The sequence below is a fragment of the Stenotrophomonas sp. YJH_SMC_82 genome, assembly GCF_059368875.1.
Genome location: NZ_JCAFSE010000004.1, coordinates 23,640 through 44,607 on the forward strand (window position 1 = coordinate 23,640; position 20,968 = coordinate 44,607).

The 20,968-nt window shown below is 67.2% G+C and carries 20 protein-coding genes; 7 read left to right on the top strand and 13 right to left on the bottom strand.

The window, feature by feature from the left end:
- Nucleotides 1–3: 3 nt before the first annotated feature.
- From AC5P53_RS15490 to rpsU, 5 genes are all read right to left on the bottom strand, one after another.
- Nucleotides 4–504, bottom strand: coding sequence for a protein tyrosine phosphatase family protein (locus AC5P53_RS15490; protein ID WP_032957770.1), 501 nt, complete (start codon nt 502–504; stop codon nt 4–6).
- 27 nt (nt 505–531) lie between these two features.
- Entirely contained in the window at nt 532–2,271 is a 1,740-nt protein-coding gene (gene dnaG, locus AC5P53_RS15495; protein ID WP_032957772.1) for a DNA primase, read from the bottom strand.
- A gap of 61 nt (nt 2,272–2,332) precedes the next feature.
- Nucleotides 2,333–3,253 (bottom strand): YihY/virulence factor BrkB family protein, encoded by a 921-nt coding sequence (locus AC5P53_RS15500; protein ID WP_032957774.1) that lies wholly within the window; start codon nt 3,251–3,253, stop codon nt 2,333–2,335.
- Nucleotides 3,254–3,358: 105 nt separating this feature from the next.
- Nucleotides 3,359–3,802 carry a GatB/YqeY domain-containing protein gene (locus AC5P53_RS15505; protein ID WP_014645703.1) on the bottom strand — a complete coding sequence of 148 codons (444 nt, stop codon included), beginning with the start codon at nt 3,800–3,802 and terminating at the stop codon, nt 3,359–3,361.
- Between the two features lie 133 nt (nt 3,803–3,935).
- Entirely contained in the window at nt 3,936–4,151 is a 216-nt protein-coding gene (gene rpsU / locus AC5P53_RS15510; protein WP_002808376.1) for a 30S ribosomal protein S21, read from the bottom strand.
- 166 nt (nt 4,152–4,317) lie between these two features.
- On the opposite strand from rpsU, the gene tsaD reads away from it, so the two are divergent.
- The gene (gene tsaD, locus AC5P53_RS15515) at nt 4,318–5,343 is read left to right on the top strand and encodes a tRNA (adenosine(37)-N6)-threonylcarbamoyltransferase complex transferase subunit TsaD (RefSeq protein ID WP_032957776.1); all 1,026 of its coding nucleotides are present in this window, start codon (nt 4,318–4,320) and stop codon (nt 5,341–5,343) included.
- A 33-nt stretch (nt 5,344–5,376) separates the two neighbouring features.
- Here tsaD and AC5P53_RS15520 read toward each other — a convergent pair whose 3' ends face one another.
- Nucleotides 5,377–6,042 carry a hypothetical protein gene (locus tag AC5P53_RS15520; RefSeq protein WP_241887752.1) on the bottom strand — a complete coding sequence of 222 codons (666 nt, stop codon included), beginning with the start codon at nt 6,040–6,042 and terminating at the stop codon, nt 5,377–5,379.
- Between the two features lie 357 nt (nt 6,043–6,399).
- Here AC5P53_RS15520 and folB point away from each other — a divergent pair, with 357 nt between their 5' ends.
- The 4 genes from folB to AC5P53_RS15540 all read left to right on the top strand — a co-directional run bounded on the left by folB (nt 6,400) and on the right by AC5P53_RS15540 (nt 11,099).
- The gene (gene folB, locus AC5P53_RS15525) at nt 6,400–6,753 is read left to right on the top strand and encodes a dihydroneopterin aldolase (protein ID WP_241887753.1); all 354 of its coding nucleotides are present in this window, start codon (nt 6,400–6,402) and stop codon (nt 6,751–6,753) included.
- Nucleotides 6,754–6,844: 91 nt separating this feature from the next.
- The gene (locus AC5P53_RS15530) at nt 6,845–8,116 is read left to right on the top strand and encodes a mechanosensitive ion channel family protein (protein ID WP_046428231.1); all 1,272 of its coding nucleotides are present in this window, start codon (nt 6,845–6,847) and stop codon (nt 8,114–8,116) included.
- A 128-nt stretch (nt 8,117–8,244) separates the two neighbouring features.
- On the top strand, nt 8,245–10,419 hold the full coding sequence (locus AC5P53_RS15535; protein ID WP_014645707.1) for a glycoside hydrolase family 3 N-terminal domain-containing protein: 2,175 nt from the start codon (nt 8,245–8,247) through the stop codon (nt 10,417–10,419).
- Between the two features lie 128 nt (nt 10,420–10,547).
- Complete coding sequence (locus AC5P53_RS15540; RefSeq protein ID WP_049441418.1) at nt 10,548–11,099, top strand: hypothetical protein; 552 nt, start codon at nt 10,548–10,550, stop codon at nt 11,097–11,099.
- A 110-nt stretch (nt 11,100–11,209) separates the two neighbouring features.
- On the opposite strand, the gene AC5P53_RS15545 is transcribed toward AC5P53_RS15540, so the two are convergent.
- Nucleotides 11,210–12,376, bottom strand: a complete 1,167-nt coding sequence (locus tag AC5P53_RS15545) for a PQQ-dependent sugar dehydrogenase (protein WP_241887754.1) — start codon at nt 12,374–12,376, stop codon at nt 11,210–11,212.
- A gap of 169 nt (nt 12,377–12,545) precedes the next feature.
- Here AC5P53_RS15545 and yiaA point away from each other — a divergent pair, with 169 nt between their 5' ends.
- Nucleotides 12,546–12,998, top strand: coding sequence for an inner membrane protein YiaA (gene yiaA / locus AC5P53_RS15550; protein WP_014645710.1), 453 nt, complete (start codon nt 12,546–12,548; stop codon nt 12,996–12,998).
- A 107-nt stretch (nt 12,999–13,105) separates the two neighbouring features.
- On the opposite strand, the gene AC5P53_RS15555 is transcribed toward yiaA, so the two are convergent.
- From AC5P53_RS15555 to AC5P53_RS15580, 6 genes are all read right to left on the bottom strand, one after another.
- Nucleotides 13,106–13,429: a hypothetical protein gene (locus AC5P53_RS15555; protein ID WP_014645711.1), complete on the bottom strand. Its 324-nt coding sequence runs from the start codon at nt 13,427–13,429 to the stop codon at nt 13,106–13,108.
- 110 nt (nt 13,430–13,539) lie between these two features.
- On the bottom strand, nt 13,540–14,841 hold the full coding sequence (locus AC5P53_RS15560) for an APC family permease (RefSeq protein WP_014645712.1): 1,302 nt from the start codon (nt 14,839–14,841) through the stop codon (nt 13,540–13,542).
- On the bottom strand, nt 14,838–15,599 hold the full coding sequence (locus tag AC5P53_RS15565; protein WP_049441421.1) for a L,D-transpeptidase family protein: 762 nt from the start codon (nt 15,597–15,599) through the stop codon (nt 14,838–14,840). The genes AC5P53_RS15560 and AC5P53_RS15565 overlap by 4 nt, the downstream gene beginning before the upstream one ends.
- Nucleotides 15,600–15,614: 15 nt before the next feature.
- Nucleotides 15,615–16,463: a MurR/RpiR family transcriptional regulator gene (locus AC5P53_RS15570; protein ID WP_241887755.1), complete on the bottom strand. Its 849-nt coding sequence runs from the start codon at nt 16,461–16,463 to the stop codon at nt 15,615–15,617.
- Between the two features lie 358 nt (nt 16,464–16,821).
- Entirely contained in the window at nt 16,822–17,916 is a 1,095-nt protein-coding gene (locus AC5P53_RS15575; RefSeq protein ID WP_014645715.1) for a dipeptide epimerase, read from the bottom strand.
- On the bottom strand, nt 17,913–19,352 hold the full coding sequence (locus AC5P53_RS15580) for an SH3 domain-containing protein (protein ID WP_241887756.1): 1,440 nt from the start codon (nt 19,350–19,352) through the stop codon (nt 17,913–17,915). Before AC5P53_RS15580 ends, AC5P53_RS15575 begins: the two co-directional genes overlap by 4 nt.
- A 132-nt stretch (nt 19,353–19,484) precedes the next feature.
- On the opposite strand from AC5P53_RS15580, the gene AC5P53_RS15585 reads away from it, so the two are divergent.
- Nucleotides 19,485–20,957 carry a transglutaminase-like domain-containing protein gene (locus AC5P53_RS15585; RefSeq protein ID WP_495227461.1) on the top strand — a complete coding sequence of 491 codons (1,473 nt, stop codon included), beginning with the start codon at nt 19,485–19,487 and terminating at the stop codon, nt 20,955–20,957.
- Nucleotides 20,958–20,968 lie beyond the last annotated feature (11 nt).

Here is a 20,968-nt window from a genome sequence, read left to right on the forward strand (position 1 = left end):
GGTTCAGGGCGAGGTGACCGGCGTTGCCAGGCGTTGGCGGGTGGCGGCTTCCAGCGACTTCAGGCCAGCACGCTGGCCCAGCTGAAGGGCCTGTTCGGGGCTGGCATGTTCGTACCGTGCATTGACCAGGCCGAGCACGGCGCCGGCGCGGTTGCCGGACGCACAGTGCAGCAGCACCGGCCCCTGGCTCTGCTGCAGGGCCAGGTGCACGGCGCGCACGTTGGCCGTATCCAGGCCATCGGCGCCGGCCACCGGAATGCGCACGTAGCGCAGGCCCAATGATTCGGCGACGCGGGTTTCATCGAAGCCCCGGTCCTCGCCGGGCTGGCGCAGGTCGATCACAGTGCGCACGCCCTGTGCAGCCAAGGCCTGCAGCTGTGCGGCGCTGGGCTGGCCGCCGGCATACAGGCCGGGGCGGACTTCGTTGAGGGGCGCGTCTTCGGCCAGGGCCGTCAGTGACAGGCAGAGCGACAACAACAGCAGGCAGGTCAGGCGCAGCAGCATGGTCTTCTCCGTGAAAACGTTCTGCCGCTACAGGCGCAGTCCGGCGCGCGCCTTCAGCAGCTCGCGCAGTTCGTACTTGTCAGTATCGTCCAGGCCCTGCTGGCGCTGCTTTGCCAACAACTCCTCCAGACGTTGCACCAGCAGCTGTTTCTCCAGCTGTGCCACTGCGTCGTGCAGTTCCTGGGTCCAGCTGGCCTCGGTGCCGGGCAGCGTCTGTGCGGCCAGGGTATGCAGCGAGGCCTGTTCCTCGCGCCCGTCGAAGTGTTCCAGCAGGGCGCCGGTACTGATGTCCGGGCGCTGTTCGACCAGCCCCAGCAGCTCCAGCAGCAGTTCCACGCCGGGCAGGCGCAGGCCCTGGAAGTGGTGCTTGCCGCCCAGCGTCAGCGCCAGCGACGGCTGCTGCAGCAGTACGGCGATCGCGCCGCGCACCAGGCTGCGCTTGGCCACGGGCTGGATCGTCCGCTGCGGCTGGCGTTGCGGCATCGGCGCGCGCGTGGCCTGGGCAGTACCGCCCAGGCCGGTCAGCTGCGCCAGCTGCTGCTTCATCAGGTCGCCAAAGGCGCCGTCGGGAATCTGCGCCAGCATCGGCTTGGCGCGTTCGGCCAGGCGTGCCTTGCCATCGAGCGTGCCCAGGTTGATCTCGCGGGTCAGTTCATCGAAGAAGAACTGCGACAGCGGCGTAGCCTGCTTCAGGCGCTCGTTGAACGCTTCGGCGCCTTCCTTGCGCACGATGGTGTCCGGGTCTTCGCCATCGGGCAGGAACAGGAAGAAGGCCTGGCGGCCATCCTTCATGCGCGGCAGCACCGACTCCAGCGCCTTCCAGCCGGCGCGGCGGCCGGCGGCGTCGCCGTCGAAGCAGAAGAACACGTCCGGTGCGTTGCGGAACAGCAGCTCGGCATGGTCCGGCGTGGTCGCGGTACCCAGCGTTGCCACCGCCTGGGTGACGCCGAACTGGAACAGCGAGACCACGTCCATGTAGCCCTCGACCACGATCAGCCGCTCGATCTTCTGGTTGGCCTGGCGCACCTGCCACAGGCCGTACAGTTCGCGGCCCTTGTGGAACAGCGCGGTCTCGGGCGAGTTGAGGTACTTGGGGCCGTCGTCCTTCTCGAACACGCGGCCGCCGAAGGCGATCACCCGGCCACGGCGGTCGAAGATCGGGAACATCACCCGGTCGCGGAACTTGTCGTAGACGTGGCCGCGGTCGTTCTTGGAGAACAGGCCGGCGCGGTCGAGCAGCTTCATGCGCCGCTCGTCCTTGCCCAGCGCGTCGCGCAGGCCGCTGTAGCCATCCGGCGCGTAGCCGATCTGGAAGCGCGCGCGGTTCTCTTCGTCCACGCCACGGCCATCCAGGTAGCTGCGGGCCTTCTCGCTGCCCTCCAGGTTCTTCTGGAAGAACTTGGTCGCCGCGTCCAGCGCCGAGTACAGCTCGCGGCTGTCGTCCTGCTGCTGCGGGCTGCGCGGATTCTCGTTGCGCGGCACTTCCATGCCGGCGCGCTTGGCCAGTTCATCCACCGCGTCGAGGAACTCGAGGCGGTCGTAGTTCATCAGGAAGCTGATCGCGGTGCCGTGCGCGCCACAGCCGAAGCAGTGATAGAACTGCTTGGTGGGCGAGACCGTGAACGACGCCGAGCGCTCGTCATGGAACGGGCAGCGGGCGGCGTACTCCTTGCCCTGGCGCTTCAACGGCACGCGGCTGCCCACCACCTCGACGATGTCGGTGCGGGCAAGCAGGTCGTCGATGAAAGCGTCGGGGATACGGGCCATGGGCAACAGGGCAGGGCGCGGTGCAGGACCACGCGACGGAACCGGGGGCGGTCGGCCTAGTTTACCCCCTGTCGGGCACCTGGCTGGCGGTTGCCGGATCAATGCCGGCTGCGGCCAGGTGATGACGCGCGCGCAGGCGCTCATCGATCACCGCCGTCATCAATGCGCCAACAAAGAACACGACGGTGGCGTAGTAGATCCAGACCAGCGAGATCACCAGCGCACCCATCGAGCCGTAGGCACTGCCGGGGGCCACGGTGGCGATGTAGACGCCGATGCCGTAGCGGCCCAGTGCGAACAGTGCCGAGGTGATGACGCCGCCGATGAAGGCCTGCCGCCAGGCCACGCGGCGGTCGGGCAGGTAGTGGTACATGAAGGCGAAGCCGACTGCGTAAAGCAGCAGGCTCGTGACGTACCCCAGCGCGGGCAGGATCGAGGGCAGCTGGGCGAAGGCCACCTGCAGTACCGTGGTGGCCGTCATCGACAGGATCAGCAGGAAGCCTAGGGCCAGCACCACGCCGAACGAGAACACGCGCTTGCGCAGCCAGGCCTTGAGGCCTTCCAGGCGCTCGCCGCTGGTGCGGAAGATCAGGTTCAGTGCGTTCTGCAGTTGGGCGAACACGGCGGTGGCGCCGACGAACAGCAGCAGCGTGCTCCACACACCCGCCAGCGAGCCGACATCCGGCTGGTTGTCGGCGTTCTTCAGAACGGTTTCGGCCACAGTAGCCGCGCTGCTGCCGGCCACCGAGCTGATCTGGTCGATCAGCGCCTGCTGGGCCGGTGGGTACAGCGAGGCGGTCAGCCACAGCAGCAGCACCAGCAACGGTGCCATCGACAGCAGGGCGTAGAAGGAGACGGAAGCTGCCTGGGTCAGCACGTCGACGTCGATGAAGCGCTTGGCCACCGCCATCGGAAAGCTGTCCTGCAGGCGCTTGAGGTACTTGTGCAGGGACACGGGAACGTTGGGCTCGGGTTCAACCATGTGTGCGGTTGTAGCAGGCGACCGACGAAGGTGCGGTGAAGCGAGTGCATCAATGGGGTCAGAGCCCTTCCGCGCTGCGGAAGGGATCCGACCCCAGGTGCTGGATTACGCCAGCAGCTGCTTGACCAGCTTGGAGACCAGGCCCATGTCGGCCTGGCCGGCGAGCTTGGGCTTCAGCGCGCCCATCAGCTTGCCCATGTCGGCCGGGCCGGCGGCACCGGTCTCGGCGATGGCGGCTTGGATGGCGGCCACAATCTCGGCCTCGCCCATCTTGGCCGGCAGGTAGGCTTCGATGACCACGATCTCGGCGCGCTCGATCTCGGCCAGGTCTTCGCGGTTGGCGGCTTCGTACTGGCTGACCGAGTCCTTGCGCTGCTTGACCATCTTGTCGAGCACGGCGATCACGGCGGTGTCGTCCAGCTCGATGCGCTCGTCCACTTCGCGCTGCTTGATGGCAGCGTTGATCAGGCGGATCACGCCCAGCTTGTGCTTCTCGCCCGCCTTCATGGCGGCCTTCATGTCTTCGGTGAGCTGCTGCTTCATGCTCATGAGGAACCTCGTGGTGGTAGGTGGGGCGGGGCGGATGCCCGAACCCGGAAACGCAAAAAGCCGGCGACGCTCGCGCGTGCCGGCTTCGGCTCCATCGCGACAGGCAGGCCCGCCGCAATGAAGATGCGTCCGATCAGTACAGGCGCTGACGCTTGGTGACGTCGCGCGACGAGCGGCGCAGCTGACGCTTCACAGCAGCGGCGGCCTTGCGCTTGCGCTCCTGGGTCGGCTTTTCGTAGAACTCGCGCTTGCGGGTTTCGGCCAGCACACCGGCCTTTTCGCAAGTGCGCTTGAAGCGGCGAAGAGCAAACTCGAAGGGCTCGTTCTCGCGGACTTTGACGCTGGGCATGGAATCTCCGGGACACAGTAGAACCGGGTCACGCCCGGCGAGCCGCACATTATAGCGGCGAAACGACAAACTGCAAGCGGCCAACCCTGAATACGGGCCGGGGGTTCGAAAGCAGTGAGATCTGCACGTCCCCCGAGGGGGCGGCAGGGGCGTCATAATAGCAGGCATGCGAGTCCTTGGCATCGAATCCTCCTGTGATGAGACCGGCGTGGCGGTGTATGACACCGACCTGGCCGGCAGCGCGGCCCTGCGCGCCCATGCGGTCTACAGCCAGATCGCCCTGCACGCCGAATACGGTGGTGTGGTGCCCGAGCTGGCCAGCCGCGACCATGTCCGCAAGCTGCTGCCACTGGTACGCCAGACCCTGGCCGACGCCGGCCTGGGCGTGGGCGATATCGATGGCGTGGCCTACACCGCCGGTCCCGGCCTGGTCGGCGCGCTGCTGGTGGGCGCTGGCGTGGCGCGTTCGCTGGCCTGGGCGCTGGAGGTGCCGGCCGTGGGCGTACACCATATGGAAGGCCATCTGCTGGCCCCGCTGATGGAAGACGACCCGCCGGAAGCGCCGTTCGTGGCGCTGCTGGTGTCCGGTGGCCACACCCAGCTGGTGGCGGTGGATGCGATCGGCCAGTACCGCCTGCTGGGCGAGACCCTGGACGACGCGGCCGGCGAGGCCTTCGACAAGACCGCCAAGCTGATGGGCCTGCCGTACCCGGGCGGCCCGCAGCTGGCCAGGCTGGCCGAGCAGGGCACGCCGGGCGCGTACCGCTTCGCGCGGCCGATGACCGACCGCCCTGGGCTGGATTTCAGCTTCTCCGGCCTGAAGACCCAGGTCCTGATGGCCTGGCGCGACAGTGACCAGAGCGAGCAGACCCGCGCCGACATCGCCCGGGGCTTTGAGGACGCGGTGGTCGAGACCCTGTCGATCAAGTGCGAGCGCGCGCTGGAAGCGGCCGGCACCAACGTGATCGTGGTGGCCGGCGGCGTCGGCGCCAACACGCGCCTGCGCGCCCGCCTGCAGCAGATGGCCGAGCGCCTCGGCGGCCGTGCCTGCTTCCCGCGGCCGGCACTGTGCACCGACAACGGCGCGATGATCGCCTTCGCCGGCGCGCTGCGCCTGCAGGCCGGCCAGCACAGCCCGCCGAAGGTGGATGTGACACCGCGCTGGGACATGGCGACCCTGCCGGCGGTCTGAGCCGGTGGCGCCGGGCCATGCCCGGCGGACGCATTACCGATGCACTGCCAACGGCGACGCCGCCAGCACGGTTGTCGCCCGCTCATGGCGCTGCAGCCAGCCCAGCGTGTGTGGGCAGCGGGCATGGATCAGCCGCCCGATCGCGGCCAGGTCGGCGCCGATGTCACGTTCCAGGACCGGCTCGTGGTGGGCGATGCGGTTGCGCAGATGGCGGATGCGTCCGATATCCGCATGGATGGCTTTCCTGACGGCACTGGGATGAGCAGAGGGAGCATGCTGCAGAACCCTGCTGAGTGCGGGTATCCAAAGTGTGGAGTCGAAGCGACAGGTAAAGAGCTGCTGCCAGAACACCATCGGCAGGTTGGCGACGATCGCAGGTGTATCGGATACGCGGCTGGCAAGTTGTTCCAGTACCGTGCGCGGAGAAGTACTGGATGAGGTTGGCAGCCTCCGTCGGAAGGCATTATTCCAAGGCCAACGCGGGCCATGCTGCCTGGCGAGCACAGCTGCAGCGGCGTTGCGGGTGACCACTTCGCACAGATGGACCGGCATCATCAGTGCACTGCACATCCGCATGTTCCACAGGTACAGGGATTCGGCCGTGACGTCGGGGCTGCAGGTCGATGCGATTCTCTCGTAAGTAGACAGACGCTCCGCTGACAACGCGCGCCGCAGTACATCGTATGGAGCCATCGTCATGTGCGGTGGTGAAGGAGGAATCGATGTTCGCGAGAGTGGGCGGCGGCGACCATCAGGGAACGTCCTTGTCCGCGCGGCTGATTTTCTGCGTTTTGCCTCGGACGAATACCTGACCTGTCCTGTCGGATTTGGCCTTGACCGGCGATCTGGTCCTTGCCTAATCTGCGTGCCTGCGCCACCGGGACTCGCGGCTGGATTTCAGCTCCCCCCGGGGACAAACGGTAGTACCAAAGGGCCCCGCTAGCAGGGCCCTTTGTTTTTTCCGGGCCACGCCACGCCGGTGGCCCACCGCCCGTTCCGGGCAGGCTCACCGCCGTGCCGTTACCATGGCCGCCTGTATTCGTGCCGGTAAGCGCAATGGACAAGGTTTTCATCGAGGGGCTGACGATCGACGCCCTGATCGGTATCTACGATTGGGAACGACGGATCCGCCAGGACCTGGTGTTCGACCTGGAAATGGGTTTCGACAACCGTCGCCCCGCTGCCACCGATGACATCGCCCACACCCTGAACTACAAGGCGGTGAGCAAGCGCCTGGAACAGTTCGTGCGCGAGTCGGAGTTCGGCCTGGTCGAGACCCTGGCCGAGCGCTGCGCGCAGATCGTGCTGGACGAATTCGACGTGAAGTGGCTGCGCCTGAAGCTGAGCAAGCCGGGCGCAGTGCGCGGCGCGCGCGCGGTGGGCGTGATCCTCGAACGCACGCGGGACTGACCCGGTCGTGCCGGCCGCTGGCCGACAACCCCGGTAGTGCCGGCCGCTGGCTGGCAACCTTGGCAACAACGAAACAGACAGGAGACAACTGATGGTGGACGCGGTGGTGGCGGTACAGTGGCTGGAACGGCTGCAGAACACACTGGAACCCTATCCCGGCGCCTACCTGGCGTTGATGATCTCGGCGCTGCTGATCGCCGCTGGCCTGGCCAACTGGGTGACCAAGCGCATCCTGCTGCGCGGGCTGCGGCGGTTGCTGAGCCGCCTTCCGGGCGCTGATACCGGCCGCGGCAGCCACCTGATGCGGGTGATCTCGCGCCTGTCGAACGTGGTGCCCAGCCAGGTGATCGCCTCGGGCATCCGCATCGTGCCGGACCTGCCGCCGGGCCTGGTCAGCTTCATCATCGGCGCCTGCCAGGCGTGGGCGATCCTGACCGTGGTGCTGGCCATCTCGCATGCGCTGGATGCGGCCAACGATCTGTACGAGCGCCGCCCCGAGGCACGCAACAAGCCGATCAAGGGCTACCTGCAGGTCGCCAAGATCGTCCTCTTCGTGATCGCCGGCCTGTCGATCGTCGCTACCCTGGCGGGCGTCGACCTGCGCTATCTGGTCACCGGCCTGGGCGCGGCCACGGCGGTGCTGATGCTGATCTTCCAGGACACCATCCTGTCGCTGGTGGCCAGCGTGCAGATCAGTGGCGATGGCCGCGTGCGCATCGGCGACTGGATCGAGATGCCCAGCCAGAACGCCGACGGCGACGTCATCGACATCGCGCTGCACACCATCACCGTGCAGAACTTCGACAAGACCATCACCACCATCCCCACCAAGAAGCTGGTGACCGAGTCGTTCAAGAACTGGCGCGGCATGCAGGAGGCCGGCGGGCGCCGGATCAAGCGCGCGCTGTACCTGGACCAGCACAGCGTCGGCTTCCTGGACGAGGGTGACCTGGCCTTCCTCGGCGAGTTCGCGCTGCTGCGCGACTACCTGCGCGACAAGGAACAGGAACTGGGGCAGTGGAACGGGCGCCTGCGCGAGCAGGGCGTGGCCGAGGTCAACAGCCGCCGCGTGACCAACCTGGGTACGTTCCGGGCCTATGTGGAGCGCTACCTGCGCAGCCACCCGGGCATCCATACCGACATGACCCTGCTGGTACGGCAGCTGCAGCCGACCACCGAGGGCCTGCCGCTGGAGCTCTACTGCTTCACCCGCAGTACTGCCTGGGCCGAGTATGAGGCGGTGCAGTCGGACATCTTCGACCACCTGCTGGCGATCCTGCCGGCCTTCGGCCTGCGGGTATTCCAGGCCTCCAGTGACGCCATGTTGATGGCCGGGCAGCGCCAGTTGGCCGGCTCGGAGTAAGCTGCGGTGCCCCCGGCGGGGCCATACGGACCCCGCTGGTGGCTGAAACTGAATGAAGAAACCTCTCGCCAAACGGCTCGGGATCGCTAGAATGCCGTGCTTGTAAACGTTTTCATCAAGGACTGCCGGTGGCCTCCGATCGCATCGAATCCCTCATTGCCCAGATGACCGTCGAGGAAAAGGTCGGCCAGCTGGGTGTCTTCGCGGACATGGTCCGCCCGTTCGCCCCGGACGTGAACCCGGAAGCCAACGTGCGCAATGCCGACCAGGTGCTGCAGCAGGTGCGCGAGGGCAAGGTCGGCTCGCTGTTCAATGGTGTGGGCGCCGAACTGGGCCGCCGCATCCAGCAGGTCGCCACCGAGGAGAGCCGCCTGGGTATCCCGGTGATCCTGGCGGCCGACGTCATCCACGGCATGCGCACCGTGTTCCCGATTCCGCTGGGCGAGGCCGCCAGCTTCGAGCCGGACCTGGCCGAGCGCACCGCGCGCGCCACTGCGATCGAAGCCACCGCCGCGGGCCTGCACTGGACCTATGCGCCGGCCGTGGACATCGCCCGCGACCAGCGCTGGGGCCGTGGCGCCGAAGGTGCCGGCGAGGATGTGGTGCTGGGCTGTGCGTTCGCCGCCGCCCGCGTGCGTGGCTTCCAGGGCAGCGACCTGCGTGCGGCCGATTCGCTGCTGGCCACGCCCAAGCACTTCGCCGCCTACGGCGCGGTGATGGCCGGCATGGAATACAACATGGTGGACATCTCGCCGCAGACCCTGCGCGACGTGCACCTGCCGCCGTTCAAGGCCGCCTTCGAGGCCGGCGCGATCACCGTGATGTCCTCGTTCAATGACATCAATGGCGTGCCGGCCAGTGCCAATGCCGAACTGCTGACCGACATCCTGCGCGGCGAATGGAAGTTCCCGGGCGTGGTGATCTCCGACTACACCGCCGACATGGAGCTGGTCGCGCACGGCTACGCCGCCGATGACCGCGATGCCACGGCCAAGGCGTTCACCGCCGGCCTGGACCTGAGCATGCAGAGCGGCTTCTATGCCGAGCACCTGCCCGGCCTGGTCGAGAGCGGCGAGGTGCCGATGGCGGTGCTGGATGAGGGCGTGCGCCGCATCCTGTGGCTGAAGGAGACCATCGGCCTGTTCGACGACCCGTACCGTTCGCTGGACCCGGCGCGCGAAGCGGATACCTCGCACATTGCCGCGCATGACGAACTGTCGCGCGATGCCGCGCGGCGTTCGATCGTGCTGCTGAACAACCGTGACAACGTGCTGCCGCTGCAGAAGACCGGGCAGAAGATCGCGCTGATCGGCCCGTTCGTGCAGGACCGCGAGAACATCGAAGGCTGCTGGACGCTGTTCGGCGACAAGCAGCGTTACGTGGACCTGGAAACCGGCGTGCGTGCCGCCATCGGCGACGAAGCGCTGCTGGAAATCGTGCCGGGCTGCGAACTGGAAGCCGCGATTCCGGGCGGCACGGAAGCCGCTGTGGCGGCCGCACTGCGTGCCGACGTGGTGGTGCTGGCGCTGGGCGAACCGCAGCGCTACAGCGGCGAAGCACAGTCGCGCGTGGAGATCACCCTGCCGCCGGCACAGCAGGCGCTGGCCGAGGCCGTGGCGATGACCGGCAAGCCGCTGGTGGTGCTGCTGCGCAATGGCCGCGCGCTGGCATTGCAGGGCGCAGTGCGCAATGCGCAGGCCGTGGCGGTGACCTGGTACCTGGGCACGCAGACCGGCCATGCCGTGGCCGATGTACTGTTCGGCGACTACAGCCCGTCCGGCCGCCTGCCGGTCAGCTTCCCGCAGGTGTCCGGCCAGCAGCCGTACTTCTACAACCACCCGCGCACCGGCCGTCCGGAACTGCCGACCATGTCGGAGTTCAAGGCGCGCTGGCGCGAGATTCCCAATGAACCGCTGTACCCGTTCGGCCATGGTATCGGCTACACCACCTTCGCCTACGGCGTGCCGCAGCTGAGCACGGCACAGCTCGGCTGGGACGACACCCTGACCATCACCACCGTGCTGACCAACACCGGCCGCGTGGCGGGCGAGGAAGTGGTGCAGCTGTACATCCATGATCGCGTGGCCAGCCGCGTGCGTCCGGTGCGTGAACTGAAGGACTTCCGCAAGGTGGCGCTGCAGCCGGGCGAGTCAGCCGAAGTGGTGTTCACCTTGACCCGCGAGCAACTGGCCTTCACCGGCCGCGACGGCGTGCTGCGTGCCGAGCCGGGCCAGTTCGACCTGTGGGTCTGTGCCTCGTCGGCCGCCGGCGAAGCGGTGCAGTTCGAGCTGCTGAAGGCCTGATCGAAAAAAAGGGGACGGAGGGGATTAAGTCGTTTGTGCCAAAACGACTTAATCCCCTCCGTCCCCTTTTTTGTGGTCCTCACTGTGGCGGCGCTACCATCGGGCCTCCTGTTCGATGGAGTGCGCGCATGCGCCGGATGGCCTACCTGATTCCCGCCCTGCTGCTGGCGGCCTGTTCGCAGCCGGCGCCGCCGGCCGAGCCTGCAGCGGATGCGCCGCCGCCGATGGAGGCCAGTGCTGCTTCGACACCTGCGGCTGAACCGGCGGCGCCGGCTGCCGAAGCCGCCGCTGCACCTGCCGCACCGGCAGCCGAGGTGTCCGCCGAGGATGCGCGTGCGCGCATCGAGTCGCTGCTCGGCGATGCCGCGCAGTTCGAAAAGGTCTTCAATGCGTTCAAGGCCGCCGTGGTCGGCGGTGATCGCGCTGCGGTGGTCGAGGAAGTGCGATTCCCCTTGAACATCAGCGGCGGAAAGAAGATCTCCGGCCCCGGAGAGTTCCAGCGCAACTACGAGAAGATCATCACGCCGGAGGTGGTCAAGGCGGTGTCCGAGCAGGACTTCGGCAAGGTGTTCGTCAACCAGCAGGGCGTGATGATCGGCAGCGGCCAGGTGTGGTTGAGCGGCCAGTGCCTGGACCAGGCCTGCACGAAGACCGAGGTGAAGGTCATCACCATCCAATGAATGCAGACGCCCCGCGTGCGGGGCCGTTTGGCAAGGGTAGTGCCGGCCGCTGGCCGGCAACCGCAGGATGCCGGAAGGATCCAGGGTGCCGGCCAGCGCCCGGCACTACCTCAGGTCTTCGGCGTGAGCTTCAGCAGGCGCGCCGTGCTGCCGTCTTCCAGCAGCCACAGCGCGCCGTCCGGGCCCTGTTCCACTTCGCGGATGCGCTCGCCCATGTTGAAGCGCTCGGCTTCGCGCGCGCTGTCGCCATCGAAGGCCACGCGCACCAGCGAGGTGGACGACAGGCCACCGATGAAGCCGCTGCCCTTCCACTGCGGGAACAGGCTGCCGCTGTAGATCACGAAGCCGGCCGGCGAGATCACCGGCGTCCAGGTCACCTTCGGCGCGGCGAATTCCGGGCGCGTATCGTGGTCGGGAATCGGCCGGCCGTCGTAATGGTCACCGTTGGAAACGATCGGGTAGCCGTAGTTGGCGCCACGCACGATCAGGTTCAGTTCGTCGCCGCCGGCCGGGCCCATCTCGTGCGCCCACAGCTTGCCGTTGGCATCGAAGGCCATGCCGAGGATGTTGCGGTGGCCCAGCGACCAGACCTGTGCGGCCACCCCGCCCTGCGACGCGAACGGATTGTCGGCGGGCAGGCTGCCATCGTCGTTGAGGCGGATGATCTTGCCGAGGTTGCTGCCCATGTCCTGGGCCGGATCGAACTTCTGGCGCTCGCTGGAGCTTATCCACAGCTTGCCGTCCGGGCCGAAGGCGAGGCGATGCCCGTAGTGACCCTCACCGCTGACCTTGGGGCTCTGCCGCCAGATCACCTTCAGGTCCTTCAGCTGGCCACCGCCGTTGGCATCCAGTGCCAGCGTGGCCCGGGCTACGGCGGCACCGCGGGTATCCAGCGTGCCTTCCTCGGCATAGCTGACGTAAACGACATGATTCCGGGCGAAATCCGGGTGCAGGATGATGTCGCCGAAACCACCCTGGCCAGCATAGGCGACCTTCGGAACGCCGGTGATCTCGTGCTTCTGGCCGCTGGCCGGGTCCAGGTGCTGGAGCTTGCCGCGCTTTTCGGTGACCAGCAGGCTGCCGTCGGGCAGGAAGGTCATCGCCCAGGGCTGGTCGAAGCGGCTGACTTCGGTGGCGTTGAACGGGCGCTGGTCGGTGGCGGCAGAGGCCGCTGTGGCGGTCTGCGCACCGTTGGCGGCCGGATCGGCAGCATTGCAGGCGGAGGTGGCAAGGATCGGCACAAGGCCGAGGGCGAGCAGCAGGGGCGTGCGGGTCATGGGTATCTCCAGTGCGGGGATGCGGATGGCCGGGCTGTCCCTTGTATACCACCGGCGCCGTGAGCGTCGTGGCCCGAAGGTCCTGCGCCCCCCTGTGCGAGCGCGGCGGGATCGTCTAGGGTGGGCACGCCCGGGCAAAGCGTGCCCGCCTGCCTGCCAAGGACCTGCAATGAACACTGCCATGCCCCACAAGCCGTCCACCGCCTTCATCGCCGCCTCCTGGGTGGCCCTGCTGCTGGGGGCGGCGGCGTACCTGATCGGCCTGTTCAACGCCACGATGGCGCTCAACGAGAAGGGCTACTACCTGACCCTGCTGCTGTTCGGCCTGTTCGCGGCGGTGTCGCTGCAGAAGAGCGTGCGCGACCGCGTCGAAGGCATTCCGGTGAGTGGCCTGTACTACGCGCTGTGCTGGTTCGCGCTGCTGTCGGCGCTGATGCTGCTGCTGGTCGGCCTGTGGAATGCCACGCTGGCGCCGAGTGAGAAGGGCTTCTATGGCATGGCGTATGCGCTGTCGCTGTTCGGCGCGGTGGCGGTGCAGAAGAACACCCGCGACCTGATCGCCGCCGGTGGGGGCGAGAGCAAGCGCAGCGCGATCGTGCCGCCGCTGCCGGAACAGGAGTGATCGATCCGATGTAGAGCCGGGCCATGCTCGGCTCAGTCGAGCGTGGCTCGACGTTACAGACGAGGTGCGAGAGCCGAGCGTAGGCTCGGCTCTACAGAAGCCTGGCGCTATCGTGCCAGCCGCGGATCCGCCAGCTGTGCCTCCTCCCAGCCACGACGCACCGCATTGCGTGCCTGCGCCCAGTCCAGGCGGCTGCGGCCGCGTTCGTTGGCCCAGCGTGATTCGAGCTCGGCCTCGACCTGTTCATAGGCGCGGATCATGTCCTGTGCACGCGCGGCGTGGCCGATGCGATAGGCCGGCTCGTAGTCCTCGAAGAACAGCTGGTCGTCGTAGTACGGCTCGGCCGTGTAGCGTTCGCGCCAGTAGTTGCTGATCGCGTCGCGCGGCGTGCTGTCGTCCGGTACGCGGCCGGGGATCTGGTACTCGGTCATGGAAGGCTCCGTTGTGGACGTAGCCCGATCGTGCCTGTGTGGCGGTTAACGGCCCGGTCCGGCAGCGTGATCACCAGATCAATCCGCCGGGCATGGCCCGGCGCTATCGGTCATCCGGCGTCGGTATCTTTTCGCGGCAGCGTGTAGATCACCGCGCCGATGGCGAACGCCACCAGCGCAGCAGCGATGTTCTGCCAGCTGGCACTGGCGAACAGCGCCAGGCACAGCAGCAGCGCCAGCACCGGAATCAACGGCCCGCCGGGCAGCTTCAAGGCGCCCGGGCGGTCGGCGTAGCGCTTGGCCAGTACCAGGACTGCTGCGGCAGTGCCGATGTAGGCGAACAGGCGCGTCGTCATCGACAGCAGGGCCAGCTGCACGAACGAACCGGACAGGGCCAGGCCGAGCGCGATCAGGCCCTGGCAGAGGATCGACGCGGCCGGGGTGTGGAAGCGTGGATGCACCTGGGCCAGGATCTTCGGGCCGTAGCCATCGCGGGCCAGTGCGAACAGGAAGCGTGGGCCCATCATCATCGTGTTGCTGTTGGTGCCGAGGATGGAGATGGTGGCACCGACGGTCAGGATCAGCGCCAGTGCTTCGCCACCGAAACCGGCGGCGGCATCGGCCAGCGGGGTGGCCGAACTGGACAGGCCGGCCAGCGTTCCCTGCGCCACCACCTGCACCGCGCCGTAGATGACGGTGACGGTGATGATCATGGTGATCAGGGCGAACGGAATATCGCGGCGCGGATTGCGGTACTCGCCGGCGGCGGCCGGGATGTTCTCGAAGCCCGCGTAGGCGTAAAGCAGCAGCAAGGCGGCTTCGCCCATGCGCTGCAGGTCATGCGGGTCCGGGCGTTGGCCGGAGAAGGCCAGCTGTGGGTCGATGTGGAACGCACCGATGGCCACGAACAGCAGCAGCGGCAGCATCTTGCCGATCACCAGCACCACGCCGGTACGCGCGGCCGAGCGCACGCCGATGATGTTGATGCCGGTGAGGAAGCCCAGCGATACCACGATCACCGCGATGCGGCCCAGGCCGGCATCGGCCCACGGCCAGAAACGCGCAACCGCGTCGGCCAGCGCGTTGCTGAGCGCAGCGGCCGAGCTGATGCGGGTCAGCCAGATCATCCAGCCGATCTCGAAACCGGCGAAGCGCCCGAACGCCTCGCGTGCATACAGGTAGCTGCCGCCGGGTTCATCGAAGTAGCTGGCGGCCTGCGCGTAGCACAGCACCAGCAGCGCGACGACGATGCCAGCGGCGACCACGCCCCACAGGCTGAAGGGGCCGAGCAGGGCGACGGTGGCGGCCGGCAGCAGGTAGATGCCGCTGCCGATCACATCGTTGATCGACAGGCCGACGATCTGCCAGCGGCTGACCGCGCGTTGCAGCTGCGGTTCGTCCTGCGTGCTCAACGGACGTCTCCGGCCAGCGCGGGCAATTGCCACTGCGCCTGCAGGCGCTTGTACTCCGCGCGCGGCAGGAGCACGAAACGCGGCGCGTCCTGCGGCCGCAGCCAGTCCAGCAGTGCCTGCATGCGTTCCTGCGGCATGGCCGTGCAGCCGGCGGTGGCCTCGCCGGGCTGGCGCCACAGATGGGCGAAGATGCAGCTGCCCTTGCCGGGCTGGTTGTCCGGGTTGTGGGCGATGACGAAGCCTTCCCGGTAGCGCACGTCGCCCTTGTTGTGCAGGTCCAGCCGCATCGGCTCGGTGGAGCCCTTGACCGCTGCATTGCCGACTTTCTTTTCATCGACGATGCGGTTGTAGAACGGCGAACCGGGTACGTCCATGCAGTAGCTGCTGTCCAGCATCGGCTGGTAGGGCATGGCAGTGCCGCGGCGGGTGACGGCATAGCCGAACGCACTGCCGAGCGCGAATATGCCGGCCGGGCTGCGGCCATCGCCTTCCTGCTTCTGCGGGCCATCGGCCTGTGCCGGATGCAGGCCCAGGCCCCAGGCGCTGCCGGTGCGGCCAAGCGCCACCGGGAACGCCTGGCCATGCGGGTGCCAGCCCTGGCCGTCGCGCACATAGGCCTGCAGTTGCCCCTGGGTGCTGTCCCAGCCTTCGCTGGTGACCACGATCAGCTGGCGCGCGCCATCCAGCGGCGCCGCGTGAACGGACACCGCCGTAGCAAGCAGCAGTGCAGCGGTAGCGAGGCGAACCAGCGATTTCATCAACAGGTGCTCCGATCAGGAATCCAGCAGGTGGTCGATCCGCTCCAGGTTCACCGCAAGCTGCTGCTGGCGATCCGGATTGGTGTGGCAGAGCAGCACGAACAGGAAATCGAGCAGGGCGTGCATGGCGCTACGGTACAGCAGCTGCGCGACCTGTGGCGTGCGGTCGTGCGCGCAGACCGCCAGTGCCGCATCCGCATGCGCGCGCAGCGGGTTGGCGGTGTGGCGGGTGATGGCAATCACCTTGCCACCCATGTCCTGGAACTGCCGCGACAACTGTGAAAGCTGGGGCAGGTTGCCGAACTCGGAGAACATCAGCAGCGCATCGCCGGGGCGTGCGGCCGAGAGGTTTGCCAGCATCAGGATCGGATCGGTATGCGGCACCACCAGCAGTCCGAGCAGCGACAGCCGCATGGCGAACTCGCGGGCGAACAGGCCGTCGTCACCCAGGCCGTAGACGAACAGCTTTGGTGCGCCGTCGAGCAGCTGCACGATGCGCTCGATCTCCCCGCGTGGATTGGCCTGGCGTGTTTCCTCCTCGGCCTGCGCCTTGCTGCGGCGTAGGGCCTCGCCCAGGCGCAGGTAGTCATCGCCGCTGTCGGGTTCGTCGGGCGCCTGCTGCGGATCGGCACCGGCGCGGGCCACGTCCTGGCCGATGGAGTACTTCAGATCCGGGTAGCCCTTGAAGCCAAGCTTCTGGCTGAACTTCACCACGCTGGACTGGCTGATGCCGAGCGCGCTGGCCAGCTGCTGGGAGGAGTAGTCGCGCAGCAGGTGGGCGTTGTCGAGGATGAAGTCGGCGATGCGGCGCTCGATGGCCGACATCTGCCCACGCTCGGTACGGATCTTCAGCAGGGGCGGCATGCGGGGTGTCCGGGCATGTGTAGGCGCGTTGCGGTTGGCAGCTTAGAGCGTGTCATGGAATGGGTCGGATGGGTTCCAGCCGCGAAGAGATTACGGAGTGCAGTTGTTGCCTTTGACGTTGAGTCCGCCTTCAAGCGAGCCGAGCACCGCAGGTCCGGCGAGGGCGAAGAGGCGCGGGTGTCTGAGCGCAGCGAGTTCCCGCGCCGTCCCTCGACGGGCCGAGGAGCGCAGGGAACCGGTGCGTAGCACCGGCTCGCGGCCGGCGGAGCGTTTCTTTTGGTTAATTTTCTTTTCGCGAAAAGAAAAGTAACGCGCGACCCAACGTCAGTGGCACGCAACGTCAGCCGCAAGGCAGAAATCAACCCAGCATCTCCAGCCCGCGCACTTCGGTGATGCCCAGCCCCGGCACGTCGCTGATGCTGATCTCCGATTCGTTGAAATGCACGCCGCCGCTGACCGGATCGAACTGGCCCAGCGAGGGGCCGTCCAGATCGACCTTGGTGATCACATCGCTCTTGGCCACGGCCAGGTGCACGGCGGCGGCCACGCTGATGCTCGATTCGATCATGCAGCCGATCATGCACGGCACGCCGTAGATGCCGGCAATGTCGGCGATGCGGATCGCGTTGGACAGGCCGCCGGTCTTCATCAGCTTGATGTTGATGATGTCGGCCGCGCGCTGCTGGATCAGGTCCATCACCTGGCTCGGGCTGAACACGCTTTCGTCGGCCATCACCGGCGTGTTGACGCGGTCGGTGACGTACTTCAGGCCGCTGATGTCGGCCGCTTTCACCGGCTGCTCCAGCAGTTCAAGCACCACGCCGGCGTCTTCCAGGGTACGCATCGCATGCACTGCCTGCTTGGCGGTCCAGCCCTGGTTGGCGTCCAGGCGCAGCAGGGCGCGGCCTTCCACGGCGGCATGGATCGCCTTGACCCGTTCGATGTCCAGGCCAATGTCCTTGCCGACCTTGATCTTCAGCGACTCGAAGCCGCGTTCGATTGCCGACAGCGAGTCGGCCACCATCTTGTCGATGTAGTCCACGCTGATGGTGATGTCGGTGGTGATCACCGGGTCGCCGCCACCGAGCATCTGGTACAGCGGGGCGCCGTGCAGCTGCGCCCACAGGTCGTACAGCGCGATCTCCACCGCCGCCTTGGCGCTGGTGTTGCGCTCCATCGCGGTCTGCACCAGCGTGCACAGGTGGTTGAGGTTGACCACGTCCTGGCCGATCAGGCGCGGGGCAATGAAGTGGCGGATCGCTTCGATGATCGAGCCGTGCGTATCGCCGGTGATCACGGCGGTGGCTGGGGCTTCACCATAGCCGGTGTTGCCGGTGTCGGTGCGGATCAGCACCACCACGTCTTCCACGGTTTCCACCGTGCGCAGGGCGGTCTTGAACGGTGTCTTCAACGGCACGCGCAGCATGCCCAGTTCGATGGCGGTGATCTTCATTCAGGAGTCTTGGCCCGCAGGCGCTGGATGTTGGTGATGCGGTCGATGTAGCGGACGGTATCGCTGGCCATCATCGGCTCCAGCGGCGTGACCGAAACACCATTGAGATGGGCCTGCACGCGCGTGCCGTCGGCACCGAACCAGCTGCCGCCCGCCGTATCGTGGATCACCCACGTACGACCGTCGACGTGGCCGATGGCCATCATCACGTGGCCGGGGATGTAGACCAGATCGCCGACCTTCAGGTCGGTGACGGCACGGTCGCGCAGTGCCTTGCCGTCCTTGCCGGTGAACGGCAGGCGATCCAGCGCCGGGCTGACCGCCTGTGCACTGGTATTGCGTGGCAGCAGCACGCCGAAGCTGCGGTAGATCTCGGAGACGAAACCGCTGCAGTCGCGGGTGTCGTAGTCGTGGCCCCAACCGTAGCGCTCGCCGAGGAACTTGAAGGCCTGCTGCAGCAACAGGCGCGGGGTCAGGGCCAGGTAGTCGGCGGCGGTGTCCTGCGAGCGCGGCAGCAGGGCCGGTACCAGTTTCAGGCGACCATCTGCCTCGCGTACCGGCAGCTGCACCACCCACGATGCGTGCGCCTGCTGGCCGTTCACCGGTTCTGACGCGGGCCAGTCGGCCAGCACCGGCAGGCGCACGCCCATGTCCAGCTGCAGGCGCGAGACACGCGGTTCTTCCGGGGTGTAGGCGGTCTGCGCGGTGGCACCGGTGATGATCCGGTAGGGTCCCTTCGCGCCGTAGCCGAGCACCGTGGCCTTGTCGCCGCTGGCGATGGCGTCGGCTTCGATCCACGCGCTGTAGCGCTCGCTGTGCACGAACAGCCAGCGGCCGTCGGCACTGCGGTGGACCACGGCGACCTTGTCGCCGGGGAACAGTGCCGATTCCTGGAAGCGGTCGATGTCGGTGTCACCGACGGTACTGAAGACGCGCTCGCGGGTGGGGAAGGTGCGCAGTGCGGCACGCTTCACCACCAGCCCGTAGGCCGGTGCCACCTGGGCGGGAATCGCATCAAGGCCGAGGTTGGCTTCGATCGCGCTGCGCAGGGCCGGCGCGATGGGCGTGCCCTTGTCGCTGTAGAGGGTGCGCGTGGGCCAGCTCGACAGCGCGGTGATGCTGGCACGCACCGTCGCCCCCTCAAGCTGGGCTGGCAACGCCGCGATGTCCTGGATGTGGCTGTCCTGCGCCCGCATCCGTGCGTTCTGTGCCTCGATCTGCGCGCGATCCAGGATCGGCGCATCGGCGTTGTCCAGACGCGCCGCCCAGTACTGCGGCGTCAGGTAGGCCTCGTGCAGGCCGATCACATAGGGCAGCGGTGCGCCGGGATCGGGCGCCGGGGCGGCCTGTGCAAAGGCCGGTGCGGCCAGCAGGCACAGGGCCAAGGTCAAGCGGCGCGGCCAATGCCGGTGCCGTTCGCGGGAAGCCAGGCTCATGCGGTGCACACCCTCCTCGAATGCCTTGTGGAATATTTATTCCTTTCGGCATCGAAAGCAAGAATAAATTATTGACCGGCATCCCGGCCCGTGTTACACAGCCGTTACCACCCGCGCTGGGGAAGTGTCGCTGTGGATCCTGCCATTCGCAAACCGCGTCTGCCTGCTGCTGCCGGCCTGTGTGCCGCGCTGCTGCTGTGGGTGTCGGTCACGCAGGCGGCAGACGGGCGCAGCAGCCAGCAGCGTGCGCGCCAGGCGCAGGTGATCGACCTGATCGACGGCGGCCGCTTCAGCGACGCCGATGCGTTGCTGGCGACAGGGAGCGATGCTGCCGAAGGCGCGTTCCAGCGTGAGCGCATGCGCCGCATCCGCCTGGATCTTTCCCTCGACGAAACCGCCGCCAAGTCTGCCGTGCGCCGCTGGATTCCCGACCTGACCGACGAGGAATTCGCGCGCTGGGACCAGCTTGGCCTGATCGAGCATCTCGATATCGATGGCGAGCGTTGGTACTTCAAGCGCGCACCGTCGAATCTGTTCCTGCTCAGCGACGAAGCACGCGCACGCCGCCGTGCGGATGCGCCGATGCCGCCTCCGGGGCCCAACGAAGTGCTCAACGCGCACCACACGCGCGTGCTTGCCGCGGCCGAACAGAGTGGCCGGGCGTCGGTGCTGCCGCAGCGTATCGAATTCACCCAATCGCTCACGGTGAAGGCCGATGCCGTGCCGGCCGGCGAAACCGTGCGTGCCTGGATTCCGTACCCACGCGAGATCCCCGGCCAGCAGGAGCAGGTGCAGTGGCTGGGCAGCAGCCCAGGCAAGGCGCGGGTGGCACCGGCCAGCACCTTGCAACGCACGGCCTATCTGGAGGCCAAAGCGGTGGCCGGGCAGCCGACCCGCTTCGAGATCCGTTACGCGGTCACGATCTTCGCCCGGCACACCGCGATCGACCCGGCCGTGGTGCAACCGACCCCGGCCGATACGGCGTTGAAGCCGTATCTGGCCGAGCAGCTGCCGCATGTGCGCTTCACCCCTGCGTTGAAGCTGTTCTCCGACCAGGTGCTGCAGGGCGAGACGCGCCCATATGAAGTGGTGCGCAAGCTGTTTGCTGCGGTCGACCGTATTCCCTGGGCCGGTGCGCGCGAATATTCCACGCTCAGCAACATCAGCGATTACGCGCTGCGTTCCGGCCATGCCGATTGCGGGCAGCAGACCCTGCTGCTGATCGCGCTGCTGCGCCTGAATGGCATTCCCGCGCGCTGGCAGTCGGGCATGGTGTTCTCCGACGATGGCAGTGGCTACAACAACCTGCATGACTGGGGACAGGTCTACCTGGCGCCGTATGGCTGGCTGCCGATGGACGTGACCACCGGCGCACTGGCCAGCGATGTGCCGGCCGTGCGCAACTTCTACCTGGGTGGCCTCGATGGCTACCGCATCGCCTTCAACGATGATTTCGGCCAGCCCCTCGTGCCGGCCAAGCAGCACTTCCGCTCGGAAACGGTCGACTCGCAGCGCGGCGAGACCGAGTGGGCAGGCGGCAACCTGTACTTCGACCAATGGAGCTACGACTTCCAGTGGCGGGTACTGCCAGCCAGGCAACGCTAGCGCGACACATC